This is a genomic window from Niallia sp. FSL M8-0099 (assembly GCF_038006945.1).
GTDB classification, from domain to species: domain Bacteria; phylum Bacillota; class Bacilli; order Bacillales; family Cytobacillaceae; genus Niallia; species Niallia circulans.
This window is the reverse complement of record NZ_JBBOWF010000001.1, coordinates 726,671-747,575: the sequence shown is the minus strand read 5'-3', so window position 1 is coordinate 747,575 and position 20,905 is coordinate 726,671. Positions and strand designations below refer to the sequence as shown.

Below are 20,905 nucleotides of genomic sequence, written 5' to 3'. Positions count from 1 at the left end.
CTTTCTTGCACAGCTGGCATCCACTGGCAAAACAATCTTCTATTTTTCGATGAATTTTCCTTTTTTTGAAAAAAACAAAAAAACTCAGCTAAACCTTTAAGGTATTAACTGAGTTTCTTTTGTAACTTCTACGTTATTGCTTTCTCACCTTTAGATAAAAACGAGATTGGCTGGCATCAAAAAAGCCAGTTTTCTCGATATGCTGATACAAACGATAGAGTTCATTCTGGTACTTTTCTACGCTAAAATCAGGAACTTGCCAAGGAATCGCCTTTAAATAATAAATAAGTGCGCCCAAGTCATAGAAACGCTGGATAGGAAACTCCTCTTGGTACTCTAGAACCTCCCATTCAGTGAGAGAAAACTGGTTAAGAGCAGCTGAAAGTTTCCACTCTTTAAATTCAGGATTGAGCGGAACTCCAAACCAGTCATTTATTTCCTTGCAATCTAAACCTCCAACTTGCTGGGTAAGAAAAATACCCTTTGGCTTTAAGATTCTTTTCACTTCTTTTACAGAGTAAGATTCATGTCTGTTAATGATTAAATCAAAATGATTGTCGGGAAATGGCAATTCATTATCATCAACCACTTCCATCACTCTCACTCCTAATGGCTCAAGCTTCTTTTTGGCAATCGATACGTTCGGCTTGTACCCTTCCGTCGCATAAATGATACTTGGAAAATAGCCTTTCAATAAGGAGAGAAACTCTCCTCCCCCAGTTCCCATATCCAATACAGCTGTGGTTTCCTGCATTGCAGAAATTACTTTGCTCCCGTAAGACCAAGAAATCATGCTGTTTTGGATTCTGCCTGTATCATAAATGCTAGAAAAGTCCCATCCAGAAAATTTCTCGTTTATTTCCTCTAAATACCTATGAAAATTAATATCTGTCACTTTTTATTCCTCCCTATTTTTTATTTTTCAATAAAGAATAGAGGGAGGTCCTCTACAATAATGGTTTTATATTTCATGTTCCAGTGATCTCATACTCTTTCTCCCTTATTAGTTCTTTCAAGCTCTTTGAAACTAAGTACCTGCCACTCCAAGACAGATACTTATCCAACATATTTATGTGTGTATACCCTACATATCTCTAATGGTGTCATTTGTTAACCGAACAAGATTACCACTCGGCTCAAAAATAATAGAAATGAAAAATGTCAAAGGAAGAACAACAACATCTAAATAGCCTTTCACTATTTTTCGGATCAATTGTTCCAGATCCCTCTTCCTAAACTTGGAAATCTATACTCTTAATTATACACTATTTTTTATTTTTTCAAAATATTACACCTTATATTTTCTTATACATGTCTTTTTTCTATAAGCTGAATGCCAATACCTAGCATAATTGTTCCCATCAAACAAAGAATCCCTGCCGGAACCATAATATCATTCCAAGAAGCACTGTCGATAACACCTTTTTTTAATAGTTCCATTCCATAAGTAATAGGAACAACTTTGGATAACAAAATCATTATTTTCGATGTAACAATTTCAATTGGCCAATAGGCTCCGCCAAGCATCGCAAAGCTTACAGATACCAACGGAATAAAGGCATTAAACTGGCTTGGTGTTTTCACAAGACCTGTTAGGAGAATAGTCAATGCCACAATAGCGTATAAATATGGAATGATTAGAACAAACACCAAATGAAAATTCCCATTAAAATCAATATTTAATCCATACCTGAAAAGAAGGAAAATCATTATTATTTGGATATAACCTATCGAAAAACTAAATAATAAATTCCCTAAATATATTTGTGCTTTTGAAGTAGAGGATAAAATAAATCGATCCCATATTCCACCTTGTTTATCTCTTAGAATTTCAATAACCGTAAAGGAAACGGTATAAATACAGAAGAATAAAGTAAACCCAAAGAGCGACTGGAGTGATTGATTATAGCTTGCTTCTTTATCCGTTAATGTTTGTTCTGTTTCTACAGGTATAATTGGTGTCTCTTTATTATGTGCAAGCACCCTTTGAGCTTCTTCTTTATCCGCTGCTCCATTGATCAGCGCTTGTTCCTTAAGCATATTCGCATAATAGGTTTGAAGATAATTTTGAACCATTAATACATTGGACGTATCAGCTACTCGAAAAATAGTATAAGTGTCTGGATTTATCGACACTCCTATATCTGTTTTTCCCTTTGCTAACTGTTCTTTTACTTCTTTTTCTGTATAAATAACAAACGAATAACTTTCACTTTGATTTAAAGCTTCTAGAATATCAGTTGTTTTCTCCGATTGTTCTGTATAAACTGGCACTTCTACTTTTGTGAAAGAAGACATCCCAACTAAATAAGCAAAAACGATACAAATGAAAGAGGTTACAATAAATCCACCTGGCTGTCTAATAAATTTCTTACATTTCCCCCATAGAATTGCATTCATTGGCGAACCCCTCCTCTTGTTTTCAAGGTAATCACACTAATCAACAGCAAAGTAATAGAAAATAGGAGGATTGCTTTAAGATGGCTCCATAAATCTGCCAATGAATAGCCTTGATATGCTTTTAAATAAGCAGTAAGGGCTGCACCTCCAGGAGAATATTCGCCTAATGTTTCCATAAATCCACCAATCGCACTTACATCAAAAAAGCTGCCGCCAATAAACGCAAGAATAGGTACGATTAAGGAAGACATAATACTCTCCACATTTCGTGACTTAGCAGCAAAAGAAATAGAAGTTGCTATAGTAGCAAACGCTGCAGCCATTAGATTTACCGTTAAGATAACAACTAATTGGTTTATCATACTAGAAAAGACGACTCCATAAATCATTGCTATTAAGCTGAATAAAATGGTCTGCTGTAAAAAAGATAGAATAAAGGCTACAGTAAAAACACCTGCAAAAAACACAAACTTTGGAACATTTGCCAGTAAGATACGTTCATACAAAAGCTCTTCTTTTTGCTGATAAGCAAAGCCTGCTACCGTTGTAGATATATAGAATACAAACATCACAGACATGCCGACTCCATAATAAGCAAAAGCGCTGATTTCCTTTTTCTTTTCGATATTTTTGATTTGTCCATTTACCTTTTCACTAACTAATGTCGAATAATCGATTTGAAGATCTTGGGCTGTCTTTAGATACGTCCACTCTTTTTGATAATTCGTCATAATATCCTCGATAATAGTTGCCTGAAGGGACTCTTGGTTTTTTGTCTTTATTATCCACGATGGAAGTTCGGTTTCTTCCTCTAAAAAATTTGTATAAAATTCAGAAGTAAATCCTTCTGGAATATATACTACACCGTCAAAATCCTTTTCCTTTACTATGGTCCGGTCACTATATTCCGTAACGGAAAGGAATTTCTTTAAATCAGGATTTTCCCCGACTGCTTTCATAAATGTAGCTATCGGCTGCAGAGCCTGAATATGCGCTATTTTTGCTTTTTTCTCTTGATCGCTTAGAGGAGACTGGTTTATTTTTTCTATTATTTCTTGTTGGGCTTGCTGTTCTTGATCCTCTACCACCATAGCTAGCTTCGCTTTTACTTCTATTTCGCTATCATTATCCAAAGCCCCTAACGCGCTGCCAAGTATCGTGATAAGCACAAACGGCATTAACAACAAGACAACCAGCTCTCGCGGTCTTCTCCAAATCAGTAATAATTCTTTTTTTATCATTTGCCAAAGCATCTGGAATCCTCCTAATCTCTTAATTGACGGCCAGTTAAATGCAAGAACACATCTTCTAAAGTAGGCGCCTCAATATTTACAGAGAGTACATTTGTCTTCTGTTCTTCGGCAATCCGCAATATATCTTTTAACAAATTCACTCCTCTTGGTACGATAACCGTAATCACCGATTGTTGAATCGAGATATTCTTAATGCTTTCAAGATGACGGAGTGCTTCTGTAAATTCATGTTTGACGATTTCCACCTTAATGTTAATGGCTGTTTCTGCCGATAAAATATTTTTAATATCCTCCTTCGTTCCAGATGCAATGATTTCACCATGGTCCATAATATAAATCCGATTACAAAGAAACTCTACTTCTTCCATATAATGACTTGTATAAAGGACGGTCATTTGCTTTTCTTCATTTAGTCTTTTCACTGTTTCTAAAATATAATTTCTGGATTGTGGATCAATTCCAACAGTTGGTTCATCCATAATAATTATTTCCGGTTCATGTATTAAAGCGACACCAATATTTAATCTCCGTTTCATTCCGCCTGAAAAGGTTTTGACCAAATCCTTTTCCCGTTCTTTTAAACCAATAATTTCAAGAACTTCATCTACTCTCTTCTGTAAAATTTTTTTAGGAATCCGATGCATTTTACCAAAAAAGAGTAAGTTTTCTCGAGCAGATAAATCCATATAAACAGCGAGTTCTTGTGGTACTACTCCAAGAACTTTCCGTAAAGCCTGCGGTGTTTTTAAAATACTTTCATTATTTAAACGTACGTCTCCCTCTTGAGGAGAAACCAAAGAAGATATCATAGATATTGTTGTAGATTTACCTGCACCATTCGGTCCTAGTAAGCCTACAATTTCTCCACGTTCTAAATATAAATTGACAGAATTCACAACTTGCTTCCCTTTAAATGATTTAGATAAATTTATTATTTCTAACAAGGTCATCATCCTTTCTATATACAGCATAATGAAAAGACTCTTCCATTCATATACCTAAAGGTCATTTTTTTCCAAAAATAAAATGACTATAGTCATATCTTTTTATGCTAATTCAATAGCTGCTGCTTATTTAAGCATACTTTCATTTAAAAAGGGTAAAACAAATAAAAGATAATCATCGGAAAGGAGCTGTACTAATTGGGCATTCTAGTCTTGGTCATCCTTATTGCTTTAAACGCTTTCTTTGCAGCTGCAGAAATTGCGCTCATTTCCTTAAATGACAATAAAATTAAACATATGGCTGACACTGGCCACAAGAAGGCTAAAATAGTGCATAAATTGCTGTCAGAGCCGAGTAAATTTCTGGCGACAATCCAAATTGGGATTACTCTAGCAGGATTTCTAGCCAGCGCTTTTGCTGCGGACAGCTTTTCTGGTCACTTAACAGAGTTATTTTTAAGTATGGGTATTCCTCTCTCCAAAGGATTGCTTGACTCTATCTCCGTCATTATTATTACGCTGCTGTTATCTTATTTCACACTTGTATTTGGTGAATTAGTTCCTAAACGAGTTGCTTTGAAGAAAGCAGAAGGAATTGCGATGTTCGCCGCAAGTCCGCTAACAATGCTTTCTAAAATAACAGCGCCATTTGTCGCTTTCTTAACCTTCTCCACTAACCTTGTTGCACGGCTTTTCGGCGTTCGTCCAGATGATGAAGATGAGGAAGTAACAGAAGAAGATATAAAAATGATGATTGATGTAGGAAATGAAAGAGGAAGTATTGATGAAGATGAGCGAATGATGATACATAATATTTTCGAATTTGATAATAAAGATGTCACAGATATTATGACCCATCGCTCTAATATGGTAGCTATTCCTTCCCATTATACGCTAAATGAGATAGCTGCTCTTGTGAATCGTGAAATGTATACTCGCTATCCTGTATATGAGGGAAATATGGATAATATTATCGGTATCCTACATTCTAAAGATCTATTAGCCTATATGGGTAAAGAAGATACCTCCTTTCAACTAAGTAGGGTTATTCGCGAACCATACTTTGTACTAGAATCAAAAAGAATTGATGAATTATTTATCCAGATGCAAAAAAATAATGTCCTTTTCGCAATTGTCGTTGATGAATACGGCGGAACAGACGGTATTGTGACAATGGAGGATTTGGTGGAAGAAATCGTCGGCAATATTTTTGATGAATACGATGAACCAAAACCTCCTGAAATTAAGATTATCGGGGAACATACCTATTTATTGCAAGGGACTATCAGTCTAGATGATGTGCAAGAGTTATTGAAAATTACCTTGCCGATTGAAATTTATGATACATTGAGTGGTTTTCTCATCAGCAGGATTGGCTATATTCCTAATGAGAATGAAAAACCAACCATCCTCTTTAAAAATTTCGAATTTCAAGTCGAAGAAATTGTGGACCGCAGAATCAGTCAAGTGAAGGTTACAAAAATAATCGAAGAGCAGTCCCCATCAAATACTTCTTTAGAAACATGAGTGTTTTCCAAGGAACAGACTTAAACTTATGTTTTGGCTGGGACATAAGTTTCCCAGCCAAAAATATAAATGGATGTGATTATCCCCACACACTAAAATACACTACTCTTTCCATTAGACTGGATGAAAGCCCCTGTCTTTCGCCTGCTCGATTTCATTTTATTATCCATTTCATGGTGTCACATTTTTGTTCTTAAATCTATCATTTATACCGATTACAGTGTCATTTACATTCCCCTCTTCATATGTTCCGCAGCTATCCTGCTGAACCAACATTTATCCGAGTGAGTAACCAAATCATATTACTTTAAAACTTTTCCTATGAATTTGCGTTTTCCTTTATTATACTGGTAATAGTTTGCATTAAGTTTCTGTTATTATTGGAGGTTTTTTTCATGAAAAAATACGGAAAGGATATCCTAGTGATTATTTTTGGAGCCTTCCTTTTTGCATTGGCTGTCAATTTATTTGTTATTCCTAATGATTTGGGAGAAGGAGGAGTAACCGGTTTAGCCATTATAGCTTATTACTTATTTCAATGGTCTCCAGGTATAGTCAACTTTGCTTTAAACACCATTTTGCTTATAATCGGTTATAAATTTTTAAATAAACAAATGATTATTTATACCATTATTGCTGTTTTTTTCAACTCGTTATTTTTACATCTAACAGAGACATGGTCAATCCATTCTGACGAATTATTTGTTAATGTTATTTTCGGCGGCGTATTTGCCGGAGTTGGAATTGGATTAATTATAAGAGTAGGTGGTACAACAGCTGGCTCGACTATTCTAGCAAGACTAACCAATAAATATCTCGGCTGGAGTATAAGTTACGGCTTATTATTTTTTGATCTTCTTGTTGTTTTTGCCTCCTTCTTCCTAATAAAGGCAGAAGGTGTGATGCTGACAATTATTATGCTCTATGTTGGAACAAAGGTGATGGAATTTGTCATAGAAGGCGTTAATCCGAAGAAGGCAGTGACGATTATTTCCAATTACCCTGCAGAAATTGCGGATCAAGTAAACGAACAATTAAATCGTGGCGTAACTGTTCTATCAGGTCATGGCTACTATACAAAAGAGAACAAGGAAATACTCTATATTATTATTAATAAACAAGAAGTTGTGAAACTAAAGAAAATCGTGAAACAAACAGATGAGGATGCTTTTATTACCATTCATGATGTGAGAGACGTCTTCGGCGAGGGCTTTATTCACCTTTCTAAAGCGTAGTGAGGCATTTTCACCCGAACCATTATACAGAGCTGCTAATAAAGCTCTTATATAATCGTTCGGGTTTTATTTCAAAAAAAAGAAGGTTAGTGGAAAGCAGCCGCAGATGACTCTACTTCGCTTTCCTATTACTTAGCTGGCAATGAAATCAAATATAATCATTCCGCACCGCATAAATAGCTAATTGTGTTCGATCTCTTAATTCTAATTTTGCTAGAATTTGAGTGATATGATTTTTAATCGTTCCAACAGATAATAATAACTCACGGGAAATTTCTTTATTTGTTTTCCCTTGGCCTATTTTTTTGAGGATTTCTATTTCTCGTGTTGTTAACACAACTGTCTGATTCAGTTCTTTCTCAGGCAGGTTCTCTTTTTTTAACAGCTTTGGCATTAATTTTGCGGCAACTTGATCATGTATCGACATGCCGCCCGCCAAACAACTTTTGATACTATTTACTAAAGTAGTATTATCTGTTGTTTTTAGCAGAAAACCATTCGCCCCTTCTTGAAATACCTTTATTGCATAATCTTCATCATTAAAAGTAGTGAGGATAAGTATTTTTATATGTGGAAATTGCTGACGAATTTTTTTCGTCGCTTCCATCCCATCCATAATTGGCATACGAATATCCATTAAAACAATGTCTACAATTGTTTTTTCTAATAAAAACAACACTTCTTTTCCATTTTCCGCTTCAGCAACGACCTTGATGTCTTCTTCTTGTTCAATAATCATCTTTAAACCATTTCTAACAATTGCTTGATCCTCCGCAATTAACACGCGAATCATCTTCATTCCTCCCCAACAGGAATATTTCCTTGCAGGATAAATTCTCCATTCGATTGAAGAATCTCTAATTTTCCATGTCTTTCTTCTATTCTTTTTTTCATATTCTCTAAACCAAAACCAAAATGAAAAGGATGCTTATGTATATAGGGATTTCTGATTTCAAATGTCAAATGCCCAATTGGGGAAACACCTAGTGTAATATGCACAGCTTTCGAACTTCCATACTTCATCGCATTTGTGATACCTTCCTGTACAGATCGATAGAGGACAGCACTTTGTTTATTACTAAGGTTTGCTTGTAGTACCCCTTGCTTGGTTGTAAAATGGACGTGAATATTGTTTTCACTTTCCAATTTTTTTATCAGCGTAATAATAGAAGCAATTCCTCTTGGCTCGTCTACTTGTAAAAGACGTACCGCTTTTCTTGTTTCTTCTAAGCTGTCAGCTGCCATATTTTTCAAAGTTAAATATTGATCCTTTTTCTCCTTAATCCAAAATTGTTCGATTTGCATCATTAATGCAGTCAATTTATGACCAACGGAATCATGCATCTGTCTAGCAATTAGATTTCTCTCCTCCACTCTTGCTGCATGCTCATTATAGTAAGATTGTCTTTTCTGTATCCGATAATCATTTAGTAAAGATTCATATGTATTTCTTATTTGGCGATAATCCCCCTCCAGCTCATTTACATGAATAAGTAAATAGGAAATTAACAGAAGAAAACTTATCCAAACCAAAGCTAAATAGGGAAACATTATAATAACTATTGCAGCATTGATTAAAAGAAACAAGCTAATGACAATACGAAACAAATTAGTTGATATATAAGTACTCATTACTATCATAAAATACAAAAGCATTAGTAATAGATAGCTATATAACTCTCTTCCTACTGTAAAGAGGACTATTTCAAGCATAACAATGATAGTAAGAAACGGTATGCTTTTTCTTTTAAATACAGGCACGAGAAAATAGAATCCTATAATAATAGAAAACAGAAATAAGTGCATAGCAAAATGCCAAGCATCAATGTTATATGCTTGATATAAAGTGCCCAAACATAAAAAAACCAGAACCACTATTTTTATCGAAAAGTCCTTCATTGTTTCTCCCTTTTCTCCTTGATCTTCTTTATAAAAAAGCTTGTAAAAGATACCTCTTCTACAAGCCTCTTGATCGTTTCTATTAAATGCTGTATCCAATCGCTAACACAAGCGCAAAAGAAACTACCAATAAAATCCACAGCGTTTTTGTATTTTCGGATTTTTTCGTGCGAATAAGTACCATTTCAAGCATACCGATAACCCAAATGCCTACAAGCATCTTAATTGTATGCATGAAATCCATCCCTGTTTTGGCAATTAAGCCAATTCCAGAACCAATAATCAGAATATACACTACCCGTAACACCATATGTACGATTTTACTTCCCTTTTCTTTTCCTGCTTTATGTAAACCGAATGACAAGGCAAATAGAATTAGCCCAATAATCCATGTCAGTACATGAGCATCTGTTGAACTCATATAGATCCCCTCCTTTTCTCCATTATTTTACCATAGATTACTTTAATCCCTCTATTTTCGACTTATTATTCCTCAGCTGCTACTTGATTTATTAAGGTACCAATTCCTTCCACCGATATTTCAATGCTATCCCCTGCCTTTAAGAAGCGTGGTGGGTTAAAACCTTTCCCAACTCCTGCAGGTGTTCCTGTGGCAATAATATCTCCAGGCTCTAACGTCATCCCTTTAGACAATACACTTATTACTTCTTCGATTGGAAAAATAAAATGCTTTGTATTGGATTGTTGTCTTATTTCTCCATTTACTTTAGTAGTAATATTTAATTCATTCGGGTTGGGAATACTATCCTTTGTTACAATCCATGGTCCAATTGGCGCCGTCGTGTCTAAACTTTTTCCTATAAAAAATTGTTTGTGTTTCTTCTGCAGATCTCTAGCGGTGATATCATTTAAGATGGTATAGCCAAATATGTAATCCAATGCCTTCTCTTTCTTAATTCCTTTTCCTTTTTTTCCAATAATAACAGCTAGTTCGCCTTCATAGTCAAGCTGCTCTGTTACTTGTTTATGTTCCATAATATTCTCCATATGGCCAATAACCGTGGTGGGAGCTTTCGTAAAAATCATCACATGCTCAGGAATGTCCGCTTTACTTCCCATTTCTATTGCGTGTTCTTCGTAATTTTTGCCAACACAAAAGATATTTTTTCTCGGTCTAGGAATCGGTGCTAGAAACTTCACTTTTTCCATTGGTATATAAAGATTTGTGCTATCATAATGCTCTTCTGCCCAATGCATTAAACTTTCTACCTTGTTCATGAATCCTTCTTGTTCTATACATTTAATAAGATCTTCTGGATACGGTCTTCTTCCCGTATGCTTTTCCTCTGCATCATTTAAAGGTAAAACTCTCTTTTCCTCTACTACTCCAATAAAAACTTTATTCTTCCACGCAACCGTTGCAAGCTTCATAGATTAATCCCCCTATAATATCATTATATATATTAGAACATTTAAGAAAATTATAAACTTTCTCAAAAATTTTTCCAAATAAAATTCCCCCCCTCCATTCTGAGCGTTTCTAAGACAAAAAATCGCTATTTATAGCAGTGAATTAACTCCTATTCCTTTTTCTTGTCATAGTACAATCATTCAAAAGAATATGTTAGTTAAGAATAGTATGAAGCTATCTAGGTGAATGTATCACCTAATCCGTTATTTTCCATAGTATGTATAAGAATATTGTATAAAGGATGTTGTATATGCCAGCAATTGTTGGAGTAGCTCAAGTTATATCCGTTGGGGGTAGCTCTATTTTTAATATTGGCGATGTATACAAAATGATGCCTATCTCTAATGCGAAAACCTTTTCTGGATCAGGCTCTTTTAATACAGGGGATGGATTAAAGATTACCAACTACCGCAGTTCTACCAATACGTATGATAACGATGGATTGGATCAGCCAATTGCTGCGAATGCGTAATTAGACTAAAAGGTGATGTGTCTAATGAATTATTTTATCCAACAATCTATAACCATAAATTCAATTAAAATCGGGGGGATTTCTAACTCTTCTGTATTACAGATAGGCAGTGCTGGAATTATTAAACCTGCCTCATACTTATATAATACGGGAGGATTTACAGAATCAGCTCCTGAACTTCAACCAGAAGAACCTGGAATGGATGTAGCAGATGAAGATACCGTTTTCTCACCTGCTGTTCCCTTGCAATCTCCTCGAAAATAGGAATGATTTGCAATAAGGAAAAAAGGGGGGATAGAAATGTCTTATGATTTTTATCAATACAGTGAAAATATGCGTCATTATTTACAATTGCTTGAAAAAAGAATTAAAGATTTAGAAGCACAGGTTGCCAATCTTACGAATGAGGTTACGGCAATCAGCGAAAAGCCAACTGTCCATATTGATCGTATCGATTACAGCTTTGACCAATTAAAAGTGGAAACGTTAGAAGGAACCTTGAATATTGGACTTAATCCTGAAGACTTAAGCAACATTGAAGAACTTGCCATTAATCCAAATTCACCAACCCAACAGCCTCAGGCCCCTTTCTATCCACCCATTGATCCTAAGCAGATGATGAATCGATCCATGGATATAGAAGAGGTCATGCATCAATTTATTCAATTAGAATTGCCAGAAATCATTCGGCAAAAGCAATTAGAACTTAATATGCCCGAAGAGGAATCCTATGTCACCTTTATTCAAGAGGATATTACAAAGCAATTACCAACAAGGATTCAATATTATTTACAACAAAATACTAACCGTAAGCAAAGCGGCAGCACTTTATCTAATGAAGCAATTATCAACGCTTTAAAGGAAGAAATGGAAAATGGAGTTCATTTATTTTTAAGTCATATACCAGATAACATGAAAGGAAGTGGAAAAGAGTGAATTTTCAAGTATATAATCGAGAGCTTCAAGTAGGTAGAATTGATATTATAGGGGTTGCCAGCTCCTCTATTTGCTTAATAGGAGATACACAAACGATTCAATTAGCCTCCACCTTCGATACACCAGCCGAATCTTTAATTATTGGCCCTTTTGTTCCACTGCATCCAAAAATTTAACTATGTTACAGCGTACATCTGTTGTTGATTTAATCACTATTAATACCGTATCCTTTTCCTCCATTGTAGAAATCGGAGATGCAACTTACCATCAATCTGCCTCTAGGGCATTAGCAGTCCAAAGACAAAAAGAGTTCTTTTATGGTTCGGAAACAGAATATGAAGACTATTCTGTGTTTACAGAACCCATTCCCTTACTTCCTATTATCGAAAATGTAACATGTCATTTTGAAAATAGGAAACCGATCATTAAAGTAAATCATATAAATATTATTGGAATATCTTCTGCCTCCTTATTACAAGTAGGCAATTGCCGTCATCTATATGCAGAAGCAAGAATTAAACATATCCGGCAAATAGAGCAACCACTTGCAGCGGAAACAGAAAATAATTTGATCCAATTAAATGAGCCTAGTCAATTTAATACTACAACCCCTGAAAGCCCTATTTCCATTACTGGCACAAATCTTATAGGAACTCCTTTTTCTAATAACACAGAAACAAGTCTAGAATAATAGAAAGCGGAAGATAAAAATTTTTTCGAGAAGAATATTTTAGTATCAGATTAGAATAGATACCACAAAAGGAGGTTAAAAAATGCCTGCAATTGTAGGACCAGTACAAATTGTTAACGTAGGAGAAGGAATTGTGCAATTTGGGGATTCATTATTTATTTCTCCCAAAGGAAATTCAAAGGCAACCTTAGGCTCTGGTACCTCCAATACGGGAGCATTTATTATAACAAATAATGGATTAAACGCTAGTAACTATATAGATACTAGTTTACTTGATCAACCAGTTGTTGCAAATAACTAGCTGCTAAGCCCTTTCATTCGAGTGTTCATATATTTTTCAAGGAGGAAAGAATTATGCCTGCTATAATAGGTCCGATTCAAATTGTTAACACAGGAGAGGGAATTGTGCAATTTGGAGATTCCCTCTTTATTTCTCCAAAGGACAATGCAAAATCAACAATAGGCTCAGGTACTGGAAATAATGGTGCATTTGTAATTACTAATAATGCAGTCAATTCCAGTAATTATACAGATAGCAGCGGGATTGATCAGCCTATATCCGGTAATAATTAATAAATATTCTCCTCTGTTTTCTACATTAATTTGGCCTCCCACAATTTTTGCGGGGGGCCATTTTTATACGACTATGACACGAGAATTTTTACAACTTTAACACATGTGCACCATCAAAGAAGAATAAGTATTTCTCTTCTATTTTTCGCTTTAAGATTTTTTCCAATGCTTCTGTATAAAGCTCTATTTGCACTTTATAGCGTGATTCTAATATTGGTTTTGCTTCTTCATATCCACTCTTATAACGACCAGATATTGTGTCTGTTTTATAATCAAGCAATACAGTACCTAAGTCATCTTCAAAGAATACATCAATAATTCCTTGAATGAGAACAGGCTCTTCTTCTCCCTGCCAATCTGCATATACTCGGCTTGCTGGATAGGCAATATTAAAAGGAATTTCTCGTACAAGCTTTGGTGCCTGCTGCATTCTTTTTCCTAAAGATGATTGGAAAAAGGATAAAATAGAAGAAATATCAATAACTTCGGCCTGCTCAGTCGTTAATAGTTCTTTTTTGACCATCTCTTCTAATAATTGCTTTAGACCAGCTGCCGTAACTTCTGCCTTTACATCTACATGCTGCATAACCATATGCATAGCTGTTCCGATTTCTGCTGGGCTTAATTTTTTTTCCTGCATGAATTTCGGTCGATTCCAGACCGTTTGCTTCCATTTTTCAGCAAGGTCTGTCCCACTTTGAGCATCCCGCAGTTCTCCTTGGCGCTTCAATTCGGATACAGACTGCTTAGAGCGATGAGAGGTGCTTTCCTTAGAAGAATAGGACCATGCGAAAGTTCTCTTAATGTCTTCTTTATAAGCAGAGAAACGATCCATTCGCTTTCCTTCCGATACTATTTCAAGCCATTCATTTTCTTTATTTTCTTCCTCCACCGATCGGTTTAGAAGCTCCTCTTTTTGAAGAATTTTCACTTCCCAATTAGATGGATGAAAAGAAATTTCCTCTTTTTCCCTCCAACTTTCTAAATGAATCCATTTGTTGTCACGATGTCTCACTAATGCTGGACCGATCCAATCTAAGTATGACTTCGCTTGGGCACGATCAAACTCATTTAAAAGCCAATTGGAATGTTCTGCGATTTGGGACCATTTCTGTTTTGCCTTTTCTATATCCTTCACCGCACCTATTAAAATCAGCTTTTCCTTTGCTCTAGTTAATGCAACATATAAGACGCGCATCTCCTCTGCCAGCAACTCCATCTTTTTCTTTTTAGCAAATGCAATTTGCGGGAGGGACGGATAAGATATTCGCTTTTTTGCATCAATATATTTCGTAGCAAAACCTAAATCCTTATCCAATAAAAAGTTCTTTCTTAAATCCATTGTATTGAAATTACGGCCCAATCCTGCCATAAATACAAATGGGAACTCTAAACCTTTACTGCTGTGAATTGTCATAATTCGAATAACATCTTCTTGTTCGGTTAAAGCTCTTGCAGCACCTAAATCATTGCCGCGGTCCCTCATTCTCTCTACAAAACGAAGGAAGCGGAATAACCCGCGAAACGATGTTTCTTCATATTGCCGAGCCCTGTCATAAAGTGCACGCAAATTCGCCTGACGCTGATTTCCTGCTGGTAATCCCCCCACAAAATCATAGAAATATGTTTCCCGATAAAGCTTCCAAATTAGTTCAGATAACGCCCCTCTTCTTGCCTCAGCGCGCCAATCTGCAAATTTATCAAAGAATGGTCTTATTTTTGCATACAAAGCTTCTTCTTTCTGATTATTGGATTGAATAAAAGCTTGAATAGCTTCATAAAAAGCTCCTTGTTTCTTGGCAATCCGCAGCTTACTTAATTCTTCTTCCGTTAATCCCACAATGGGAGAACGAAGAACTGAAGCAAGCGGAATATCTTGATATGGATTATCGATAATCTTTAGTAAAGACATCATGATATCCACTTCTGTGGATTCAAAATAGCCTGTTGTTAAATTCGCATAGGTCGGGATATTATACTGCTTTAATTCTTCCATTATTTGCGGAGCCCATGTCATAGACCGCAATAAGATGACCATATCCTTAAAACGAATTGGTCGATATGCCTTTTGTTTTGCGTCATATACCTCTTGGTTTGTTTCAAATAATTCTTTTACCTTTTCGGCAATTACTCTTGCCTCCAATTGTGATTGCTCCAGTTCCGCTGCATCAAGTCCCGTTGGCTCTCCGTCCATCTCCATGTCTTCACTTGAATCACGCTGATTTACTAATGCAACTTCAATCGGATAAGGAGTTTCTTCTGGATAACTTGCACCTAGCTTTAATTCTGCGCTTTCATCGTATTCGATTTCGCCTACTTTTACACCCATAATTTGCTTGAAGAGAAAGTTGGTTCCTTCTAAAACTTCTTTTCTACTGCGAAAATTTTTCGCTAAATCGATTTTATAACCAGCATCTTCCCGTTCTTGAAACCGAAGATATTTCGCTAAGAATAGATTAGGCTCTGCTAATCGGAAGCGATAAATACTTTGTTTTACATCGCCAACCATAAACAGATTTCCTTCCGATTCACTATCCTTTGTTACTAGCTTTAAAATAGATTCCTGCACTAAATTTACATCCTGATACTCATCGATAAGCACTTCTTTAAACTGATTTCGATAAAACCATGCTGCTTCTGATGGAATAAGCTCCGTATTGGTTTCCTCGGGTTGACTTAAGATAGCTAAACAAAAGTGCTCTAAATCAGCAAAGTCCACTAACCCTTTATCCATTTTTATTTGTTGGAATCTTTGCCCAAAGGCCTCCACTAGATAAACAAGTGTCTCCACATGTGGCTTCATCGCCGCCATATCCTTTAAGAAGCTCTGTGGTTTTCTTGTAAAAAGATCGCTTTGCATTTCTTGCAATATTTTTTTTGCACGATCTCTGATTCTTTGTCCCTCTTCCACTAGCGCTGGATCATATTCGTCTCCTTTGCAAGGTTTTGCCCGTGAAAATTTCAATGACTGCATGGCCTCATATAAAGTTTCCCAGGAATGTGCCTTTGCCTTTTCTAAAATAGACACTAATTCTAAATCGTCCAAGAAGTTGCTCGCTCTCGGGGCGGGACCTCCTGGAAGCTTTGTCAATTCGTAGCCATACTCAAGCAGCTTCCTCACACCGTCTAGCTGCAGCTCCACATCATCGATTAAATGCTTCATAAATGGTAATTCAGTAATATCTGCATCTTCTTTCTTATCATACATGTCGATTAAAGACTGTAAATAAGCAGACGGAAATGGATTAGAGCGGGAAAAATCATATATTTCTTGAATCATTCGCTGCAATGCATCATCACTGCGATCATTTGTAAAAGCATCTACTAAATCAAAAAAAGCGAGATTATTTTCCTTTCCGTATTCCTCTTCAAAAAGATCTTCTAAGCATTCATCTCTTAATAATTGTCCTTCTGTTTCATCCGCAATTCTAAAACCTGGATCCAAATCAATGACATAATAATATTTTCGGATAACTTCTAAACAGAAAGAATGAATGGTAGAAATATGGGCTTTATTTAAAAGGGCCAGCTGTCTTTTTAAATGCTGGGAGGCTGGATTTGCATTGATCTCCTTTTCCAGCACTTCGCCGATCCGGTGCTTCATTTCTGCTGCTGATGCGTTCGTAAAGGTAACAACGAGCAATTCATCCACATTAATTGGCTGATCGGATACGATTTTTCGAATCATTCTTTCTACTAATACGGCTGTTTTACCTGAGCCAGCTGCCGCTGCGACTAAAATATCCTGGCCACTAGACATAATTGCTTTCCACTGATCATCTGTCCAGGTAACATCTGCTGGCTTGTCTGGTATATTAATCTCTTTCACTTGTATTAGCCTCCTCTCTAATTAATTGCAGTACTTCGTCTTTTGAGTAGGCTGGCAATTGTCTATATTGGTTTGTTTCTAATGCTTCATCAAATTGGCAGACAGACTTAAACGAGCAGAAAGTACAAGGCTTCTTGTCATTTAATCGATAAGGTTCTATGCCTACTTCCCCACTAATAATCTTATTTCCTGAATCTCTATATTTGTGACGTACAAATTTTTGCATTTTGCTAAAGTCGTCTCTAGTAGCTACCTTCGATGCCTTCGTAAGAGTGCCATCGGTTTTAAAGCCTGCCGGTACAATCGGCGAATTCCCTTTTTCCAATGTTTCATCCATTAACTGAATGACTCGTTCTTCTCCAAGCATTAACCCATTCATTTTAAATTTCTTTAATAGCTCTTCTTCGATTTCATCTAATGTGAGGATTTTTTTACTGGAAATCATCGGATTATGAACATGAAAATATAATACTCCAGCCGGGCTCGCTTCCTTATCCACCAAAATCGTGCTGTTTGTAATAATTAAGTCCAAATAAGTCAGCATCTGTAAGGACAAGCCATAGTAAACTTCATTCATATTTAATTCTTGCCCGCTTGATTTATAGTCAATTACACGTAAATATACTTCATCCCCTACTTCTGCTTTATCAACACGGTCGATTCTGCCAATCAGATTCATATTCGTACCGTTTTTCAGCGGAAAAGAAATCGATGGCAGCTTCCCTTTTGGTCCAAATTCAAGCTCTAAATCAATTGGCGAGAAACCGCTATGTTTGGCATGTTCGCTTAAAATAAGAGAAGCTCTGCTAATGATTTGTTCTAGCTTTCTTTTTATATAATGATGTCTATTAGTACTAAGCAATATCTCATTCTGCAATTTAGGTGCGAGCATTTCTACCGCATCTCTTGCTAAACTTTCACATTGCTCTCTTGTTAAACTAGACCACATTAACTCTTGATGCATAACTGTTTCCGCAATATATTTTAAAGCTGCATGAAATAAGTCACCAATAGCAGGCGCTTCTAAACGATATACCTGCCGTTCACGAAGCTTTAATCCATGGGTAGCAAAATGCGAAAATGGACAAGCATGAAATAACTCCATTCTCGAAACACTTGCTGATATGGTATCTCCATACAATTCACTGCTTGTTTGTTCCGATAATTTCTCGGTTTTATTTTGATAAGTTAAACTAGAAAAAACCTTTTTGGCTGGTTCTCTCCAATTTGGGTGTTCGATATACTCATTGTAAACATCCCACCAGAAATCATAGATAGGATACTCTCTTTTCTTCAAATAAAGCTGGCCAGTAAGGTAAGACAAAGTTGTTTGTAAATGAACCACATAATCAAGCTGGCCTTCTTCTGACAATTCTTTCGGATCAGACATATAATAGACAGTTTCAGCTTTTGGAAATAGATCCTGCATTCTTTTGATATAAGTAGATGGCAAGATAGACTTTCCTTCATCGTTTGCCAGTGGATAGGTTAAATAAAGATAATCCGTTGGCGTTGTAAATGCTTTGTATGCAAGAAACTCCTCGTCTAATAACCTTGTTTTGCTTGTAGGAGCAAGCTTCATCCCTTTTTGTTGTAATGATTCTCTATCTGTGTCTGCAAGTATGCCCTCATCCTGAAATCTCGATGGAAAAACACCCTCATTTAGACCGATAACAAACGCAACCTTTATATCATTTAAACGAGACTGTTCTAAGTCAGCAATCAATACTTGATCCAGTGCTGGAGGAACAAGAGAAAACTTTAATGTATCTAGCCCTGCACTAATCACCGTTGCAAATTGCTTGGTTGAAAATTCCTCTTCCCCTAGTATCTCCACAAATTGATCTAATAGATCTACTATACTGTTCCATGCTTGATCATGCTCTCCAGCTTTTACTAGCTCCCCTTTGCTTTCTAACTCATTCTTCCAATACTCCATCTTCACCGGCACTTCTAGCTCTTCTAAAAATAAATATAGTGCTTCACATTTCGCTCTGCCGTTTTTCCCTCTTTTCAAGCGGTTTTGAAGGCGGATTAGAGGCGCAGTTAAAGAGAGACGCAGCTCATTTAATTCTTGTTCGAATTCCTTTTCTGCGTCCGTCTGCACACCTTGTTCAAATTCCAGCCCCTTAATTCTTCGATACTTCCAGCGTTCTTTTGAAGTCCACTTACTTCCCTTTATTCCATATGCAAGACAATAGTTTTCAAGCCTGTCTACTTTTTCTCTAATATTATTTTTGCGTTCATGAAGTGGAAATAGTAACTCTGTTTTTATCGAACGAAACACAGGCTCATAGCGCCAATTTGTATCGAAAATTTCTAAAGAGGAACGGATCAGCTCCACCAAAGGATGATCATGCATTCGACTTTTCTGATCAATAAATATTGGTATATGATAATCTCTAAAAACAGTTTCTATAATATTTTGATAAGCTGACAAATTACGAGAGAGTAAACTAATCTCTCGATAGCGATAATTTTTATGTCTAACGAGTTTTATGATTTCCCGTGCAACCCCTTCTATTTCTGCACGCGGATTTACGCTTTCAGCAAATTTAATAGTTGTATCTTTAGTAAAAGCTACAGCTGGTCTACTATCAAAATGACTCTCTATATGAACTAACGATGGATGGCTATTTTTTTTGAATTCCGTAAGCTTGATAACCTCGACTTTCACTCCTAACTGCTTAGCCATTGCTTGGATTGTTTGGAAGGATTCTGTTGTCATTCGGAATAAACTTAAGTCATCATTTTGGAAAGTAAAAGGATCTAATGTATTCGTAATCGTCACCTTTTCACATGTATGCATTAACTGCTGAATGATTAAATACTCTTGAGGCGTAAAACTATAAAAACCATCAATGTAAATTTCAGCATTTTGCAAATAAGAGGACTCGCTAATCTTTTCCGCAAGCAAACGGAAATAATCCTCACCATCAATGTAATTTCCAATTATTCTTTCTTCAAATTTTTCATAGATTAATTCAAGGTCACTGATTTTATCCTGTAAAGCTTTGGTTGCTTCTTTTGTTCCTTCTAATTGTGCTTTCGTTGCTAACAGTTCCTCTGGAGTAACAGTATATCTTCTAAATTCCGTGACTAATTGTTCTACCTGATCAATAAATCCGTTCTTATCGGCAACCTTTTTAAATAGAGTTAGGTCATTTTTATTCTCTTCTATAATTTTTCGAATCAACATGCTTACACCCATACTATTGATGTGATAGCGGCTGATTCCGCCTGTTTCTTGCAACACTCTCCATGCAAGGCGGGTAAAACTATATACTTGTGAACGAAACATTCCCTGAACATTCGAGCCAGACAACAAACGTTGATCTGACATAAAGGTCATCTGATCTGGAACGATATAAATAATCGGATTCCCTTCTGGATTTTCAGCAAGTTTCGCTTGGATTTCTTCGATACAGAATGTTGTTTTCCCAGTACCAGATCGACCTGTTAATAAGCGGACGGTCATCCAAAATCCCCCCTTTTTTTCTATCTCCATTATTTCTTCTCTGTAATTATCATCATAACATAGAAACACATGTTTCTATAGAAAAGTGCTGCTGGATAATTTTTCTCTTTTTCTAAGCGTTAATTTTAACAAAAAAATGCTGGGACATAAGTATCCCAGCTTAAGGTAGACCCAAACAATTATACAAAGATACAGATTCATATAATTGTTTGGCTATTTTATTAATTAAAAAAAGA

The 20,905-nt window shown here is 36.0% G+C and carries 20 protein-coding genes; 9 read left to right on the top strand and 11 right to left on the bottom strand.

Features of this window, described 5'->3' with window-relative positions:
* Positions 1–133: 133 nt before the first annotated feature.
* The 5 genes from NSQ92_RS03530 to NSQ92_RS03510 all read right to left on the bottom strand — a co-directional run bounded on the left by NSQ92_RS03530 (position 134) and on the right by NSQ92_RS03510 (position 4,597).
* Positions 134–895 carry a class I SAM-dependent methyltransferase gene (locus NSQ92_RS03530; RefSeq protein ID WP_328283467.1) on the bottom strand — a complete coding sequence of 254 codons (762 nt, stop codon included), beginning with the start codon at positions 893–895 and terminating at the stop codon, positions 134–136.
* Positions 896–1,084: 189 nt separating this feature from the next.
* Positions 1,085–1,213 carry a hypothetical protein gene (locus NSQ92_RS03525; protein ID WP_268874800.1) on the bottom strand — a complete coding sequence of 43 codons (129 nt, stop codon included), beginning with the start codon at positions 1,211–1,213 and terminating at the stop codon, positions 1,085–1,087.
* A 92-nt stretch (positions 1,214–1,305) separates the two neighbouring features.
* The gene (locus NSQ92_RS03520) at positions 1,306–2,400 is read right to left on the bottom strand and encodes an ABC transporter permease (RefSeq protein WP_095258811.1); all 1,095 of its coding nucleotides are present in this window, start codon (positions 2,398–2,400) and stop codon (positions 1,306–1,308) included.
* Positions 2,397–3,653: an ABC transporter permease gene (locus NSQ92_RS03515; protein ID WP_047943106.1), complete on the bottom strand. Its 1,257-nt coding sequence runs from the start codon at positions 3,651–3,653 to the stop codon at positions 2,397–2,399. Before NSQ92_RS03515 ends, NSQ92_RS03520 begins: the two co-directional genes overlap by 4 nt.
* An 11-nt stretch (positions 3,654–3,664) precedes the next feature.
* Complete coding sequence (locus NSQ92_RS03510) at positions 3,665–4,597, bottom strand: ABC transporter ATP-binding protein (protein ID WP_047943105.1); 933 nt, start codon at positions 4,595–4,597, stop codon at positions 3,665–3,667.
* Between the two features lie 198 nt (positions 4,598–4,795).
* Between NSQ92_RS03510 and NSQ92_RS03505 the strand changes: the two genes are divergently transcribed.
* The gene (locus NSQ92_RS03505) at positions 4,796–6,124 is read left to right on the top strand and encodes a hemolysin family protein (RefSeq protein ID WP_144581040.1); all 1,329 of its coding nucleotides are present in this window, start codon (positions 4,796–4,798) and stop codon (positions 6,122–6,124) included.
* Between the two features lie 395 nt (positions 6,125–6,519).
* Positions 6,520–7,359 (top strand): YitT family protein, encoded by an 840-nt coding sequence (locus NSQ92_RS03500; RefSeq protein ID WP_047943103.1) that lies wholly within the window; start codon positions 6,520–6,522, stop codon positions 7,357–7,359.
* 148 nt (positions 7,360–7,507) lie between these two features.
* On the opposite strand, the gene NSQ92_RS03495 is transcribed toward NSQ92_RS03500, so the two are convergent.
* The 4 genes from NSQ92_RS03495 to NSQ92_RS03480 form a co-directional block, all read right to left on the bottom strand.
* Positions 7,508–8,152 (bottom strand): response regulator transcription factor, encoded by a 645-nt coding sequence (locus NSQ92_RS03495; protein ID WP_047943102.1) that lies wholly within the window; start codon positions 8,150–8,152, stop codon positions 7,508–7,510.
* A gap of 2 nt (positions 8,153–8,154) precedes the next feature.
* Positions 8,155–9,357 (bottom strand): sensor histidine kinase, encoded by a 1,203-nt coding sequence (locus tag NSQ92_RS03490; protein WP_082138365.1) that lies wholly within the window; start codon positions 9,355–9,357, stop codon positions 8,155–8,157.
* Complete coding sequence (locus NSQ92_RS03485; RefSeq protein WP_047943101.1) at positions 9,341–9,679, bottom strand: DUF1516 family protein; 339 nt, start codon at positions 9,677–9,679, stop codon at positions 9,341–9,343. The genes NSQ92_RS03490 and NSQ92_RS03485 overlap by 17 nt, the downstream gene beginning before the upstream one ends.
* Before the next feature lie 65 nt (positions 9,680–9,744).
* Positions 9,745–10,650 (bottom strand): fumarylacetoacetate hydrolase family protein, encoded by a 906-nt coding sequence (locus tag NSQ92_RS03480; protein WP_144581041.1) that lies wholly within the window; start codon positions 10,648–10,650, stop codon positions 9,745–9,747.
* Between the two features lie 290 nt (positions 10,651–10,940).
* On the opposite strand from NSQ92_RS03480, the gene NSQ92_RS03475 reads away from it, so the two are divergent.
* From NSQ92_RS03475 to NSQ92_RS03445, 7 genes are all read left to right on the top strand, one after another.
* Positions 10,941–11,162 carry a spore germination protein gene (locus NSQ92_RS03475; protein ID WP_047943099.1) on the top strand — a complete coding sequence of 74 codons (222 nt, stop codon included), beginning with the start codon at positions 10,941–10,943 and terminating at the stop codon, positions 11,160–11,162.
* Positions 11,163–11,186: 24 nt separating this feature from the next.
* Positions 11,187–11,426 carry a spore germination protein GerPB gene (locus NSQ92_RS03470; RefSeq protein ID WP_047943098.1) on the top strand — a complete coding sequence of 80 codons (240 nt, stop codon included), beginning with the start codon at positions 11,187–11,189 and terminating at the stop codon, positions 11,424–11,426.
* Positions 11,427–11,462: 36 nt separating this feature from the next.
* The gene (gerPC, locus tag NSQ92_RS03465; RefSeq protein WP_047943097.1) at positions 11,463–12,098 is read left to right on the top strand and encodes a spore germination protein GerPC; all 636 of its coding nucleotides are present in this window, start codon (positions 11,463–11,465) and stop codon (positions 12,096–12,098) included.
* Positions 12,095–12,274, top strand: coding sequence for a hypothetical protein (locus NSQ92_RS03460; RefSeq protein ID WP_047943096.1), 180 nt, complete (start codon positions 12,095–12,097; stop codon positions 12,272–12,274). Before gerPC ends, NSQ92_RS03460 begins: the two co-directional genes overlap by 4 nt.
* A 2-nt stretch (positions 12,275–12,276) precedes the next feature.
* Complete coding sequence (locus NSQ92_RS03455; RefSeq protein WP_082138364.1) at positions 12,277–12,789, top strand: spore germination protein GerPE; 513 nt, start codon at positions 12,277–12,279, stop codon at positions 12,787–12,789.
* Positions 12,790–12,871: 82 nt separating this feature from the next.
* Positions 12,872–13,090, top strand: coding sequence for a spore germination protein (locus tag NSQ92_RS03450; protein WP_047943094.1), 219 nt, complete (start codon positions 12,872–12,874; stop codon positions 13,088–13,090).
* A 53-nt stretch (positions 13,091–13,143) separates the two neighbouring features.
* Entirely contained in the window at positions 13,144–13,362 is a 219-nt protein-coding gene (locus NSQ92_RS03445) for a spore germination protein (protein WP_047943093.1), read from the top strand.
* A gap of 88 nt (positions 13,363–13,450) precedes the next feature.
* On the opposite strand, the gene addA is transcribed toward NSQ92_RS03445, so the two are convergent.
* Both addA and addB read right to left on the bottom strand, forming a co-directional pair.
* The gene (gene addA, locus NSQ92_RS03440) at positions 13,451–17,191 is read right to left on the bottom strand and encodes a helicase-exonuclease AddAB subunit AddA (RefSeq protein ID WP_341152378.1); all 3,741 of its coding nucleotides are present in this window, start codon (positions 17,189–17,191) and stop codon (positions 13,451–13,453) included.
* Complete coding sequence (addB, locus tag NSQ92_RS03435; RefSeq protein WP_336045114.1) at positions 17,178–20,669, bottom strand: helicase-exonuclease AddAB subunit AddB; 3,492 nt, start codon at positions 20,667–20,669, stop codon at positions 17,178–17,180. Before addB ends, addA begins: the two co-directional genes overlap by 14 nt.
* Positions 20,670–20,905: the final 236 nt, after the last annotated feature.

What these genes read in the sequence shown, in the direction of transcription:
- NSQ92_RS03485 (WP_047943101.1), bottom strand. Translation starts at nt 9,679, where the DNA reads ATGAGTTCAACAGATGCTCATGTACTGACATGGATTATTGGGCTAATT.
- NSQ92_RS03495 (WP_047943102.1), bottom strand. Translation starts at nt 8,152, where the DNA reads ATGATTCGCGTGTTAATTGCGGAGGATCAAGCAATTGTTAGAAATGGT.
- NSQ92_RS03480 (WP_144581041.1), bottom strand. Translation starts at nt 10,650, where the DNA reads ATGAAGCTTGCAACGGTTGCGTGGAAGAATAAAGTTTTTATTGGAGTA.
- NSQ92_RS03445 (WP_047943093.1), top strand. Translation starts at nt 13,144, where the DNA reads ATGCCTGCTATAATAGGTCCGATTCAAATTGTTAACACAGGAGAGGGA.
- addB (WP_336045114.1), bottom strand. Translation starts at nt 20,669, where the DNA reads ATGACCGTCCGCTTATTAACAGGTCGATCTGGTACTGGGAAAACAACA.
- NSQ92_RS03520 (WP_095258811.1), bottom strand. Translation starts at nt 2,400, where the DNA reads ATGAATGCAATTCTATGGGGGAAATGTAAGAAATTTATTAGACAGCCA.
- gerPC (WP_047943097.1), top strand. Translation starts at nt 11,463, where the DNA reads ATGTCTTATGATTTTTATCAATACAGTGAAAATATGCGTCATTATTTA.
- NSQ92_RS03475 (WP_047943099.1), top strand. Translation starts at nt 10,941, where the DNA reads ATGCCAGCAATTGTTGGAGTAGCTCAAGTTATATCCGTTGGGGGTAGC.
- NSQ92_RS03515 (WP_047943106.1), bottom strand. Translation starts at nt 3,653, where the DNA reads ATGCTTTGGCAAATGATAAAAAAAGAATTATTACTGATTTGGAGAAGA.
- NSQ92_RS03455 (WP_082138364.1), top strand. Translation starts at nt 12,277, where the DNA reads ATGTTACAGCGTACATCTGTTGTTGATTTAATCACTATTAATACCGTA.
- NSQ92_RS03450 (WP_047943094.1), top strand. Translation starts at nt 12,872, where the DNA reads ATGCCTGCAATTGTAGGACCAGTACAAATTGTTAACGTAGGAGAAGGA.
- NSQ92_RS03470 (WP_047943098.1), top strand. Translation starts at nt 11,187, where the DNA reads ATGAATTATTTTATCCAACAATCTATAACCATAAATTCAATTAAAATC.
- NSQ92_RS03500 (WP_047943103.1), top strand. Translation starts at nt 6,520, where the DNA reads ATGAAAAAATACGGAAAGGATATCCTAGTGATTATTTTTGGAGCCTTC.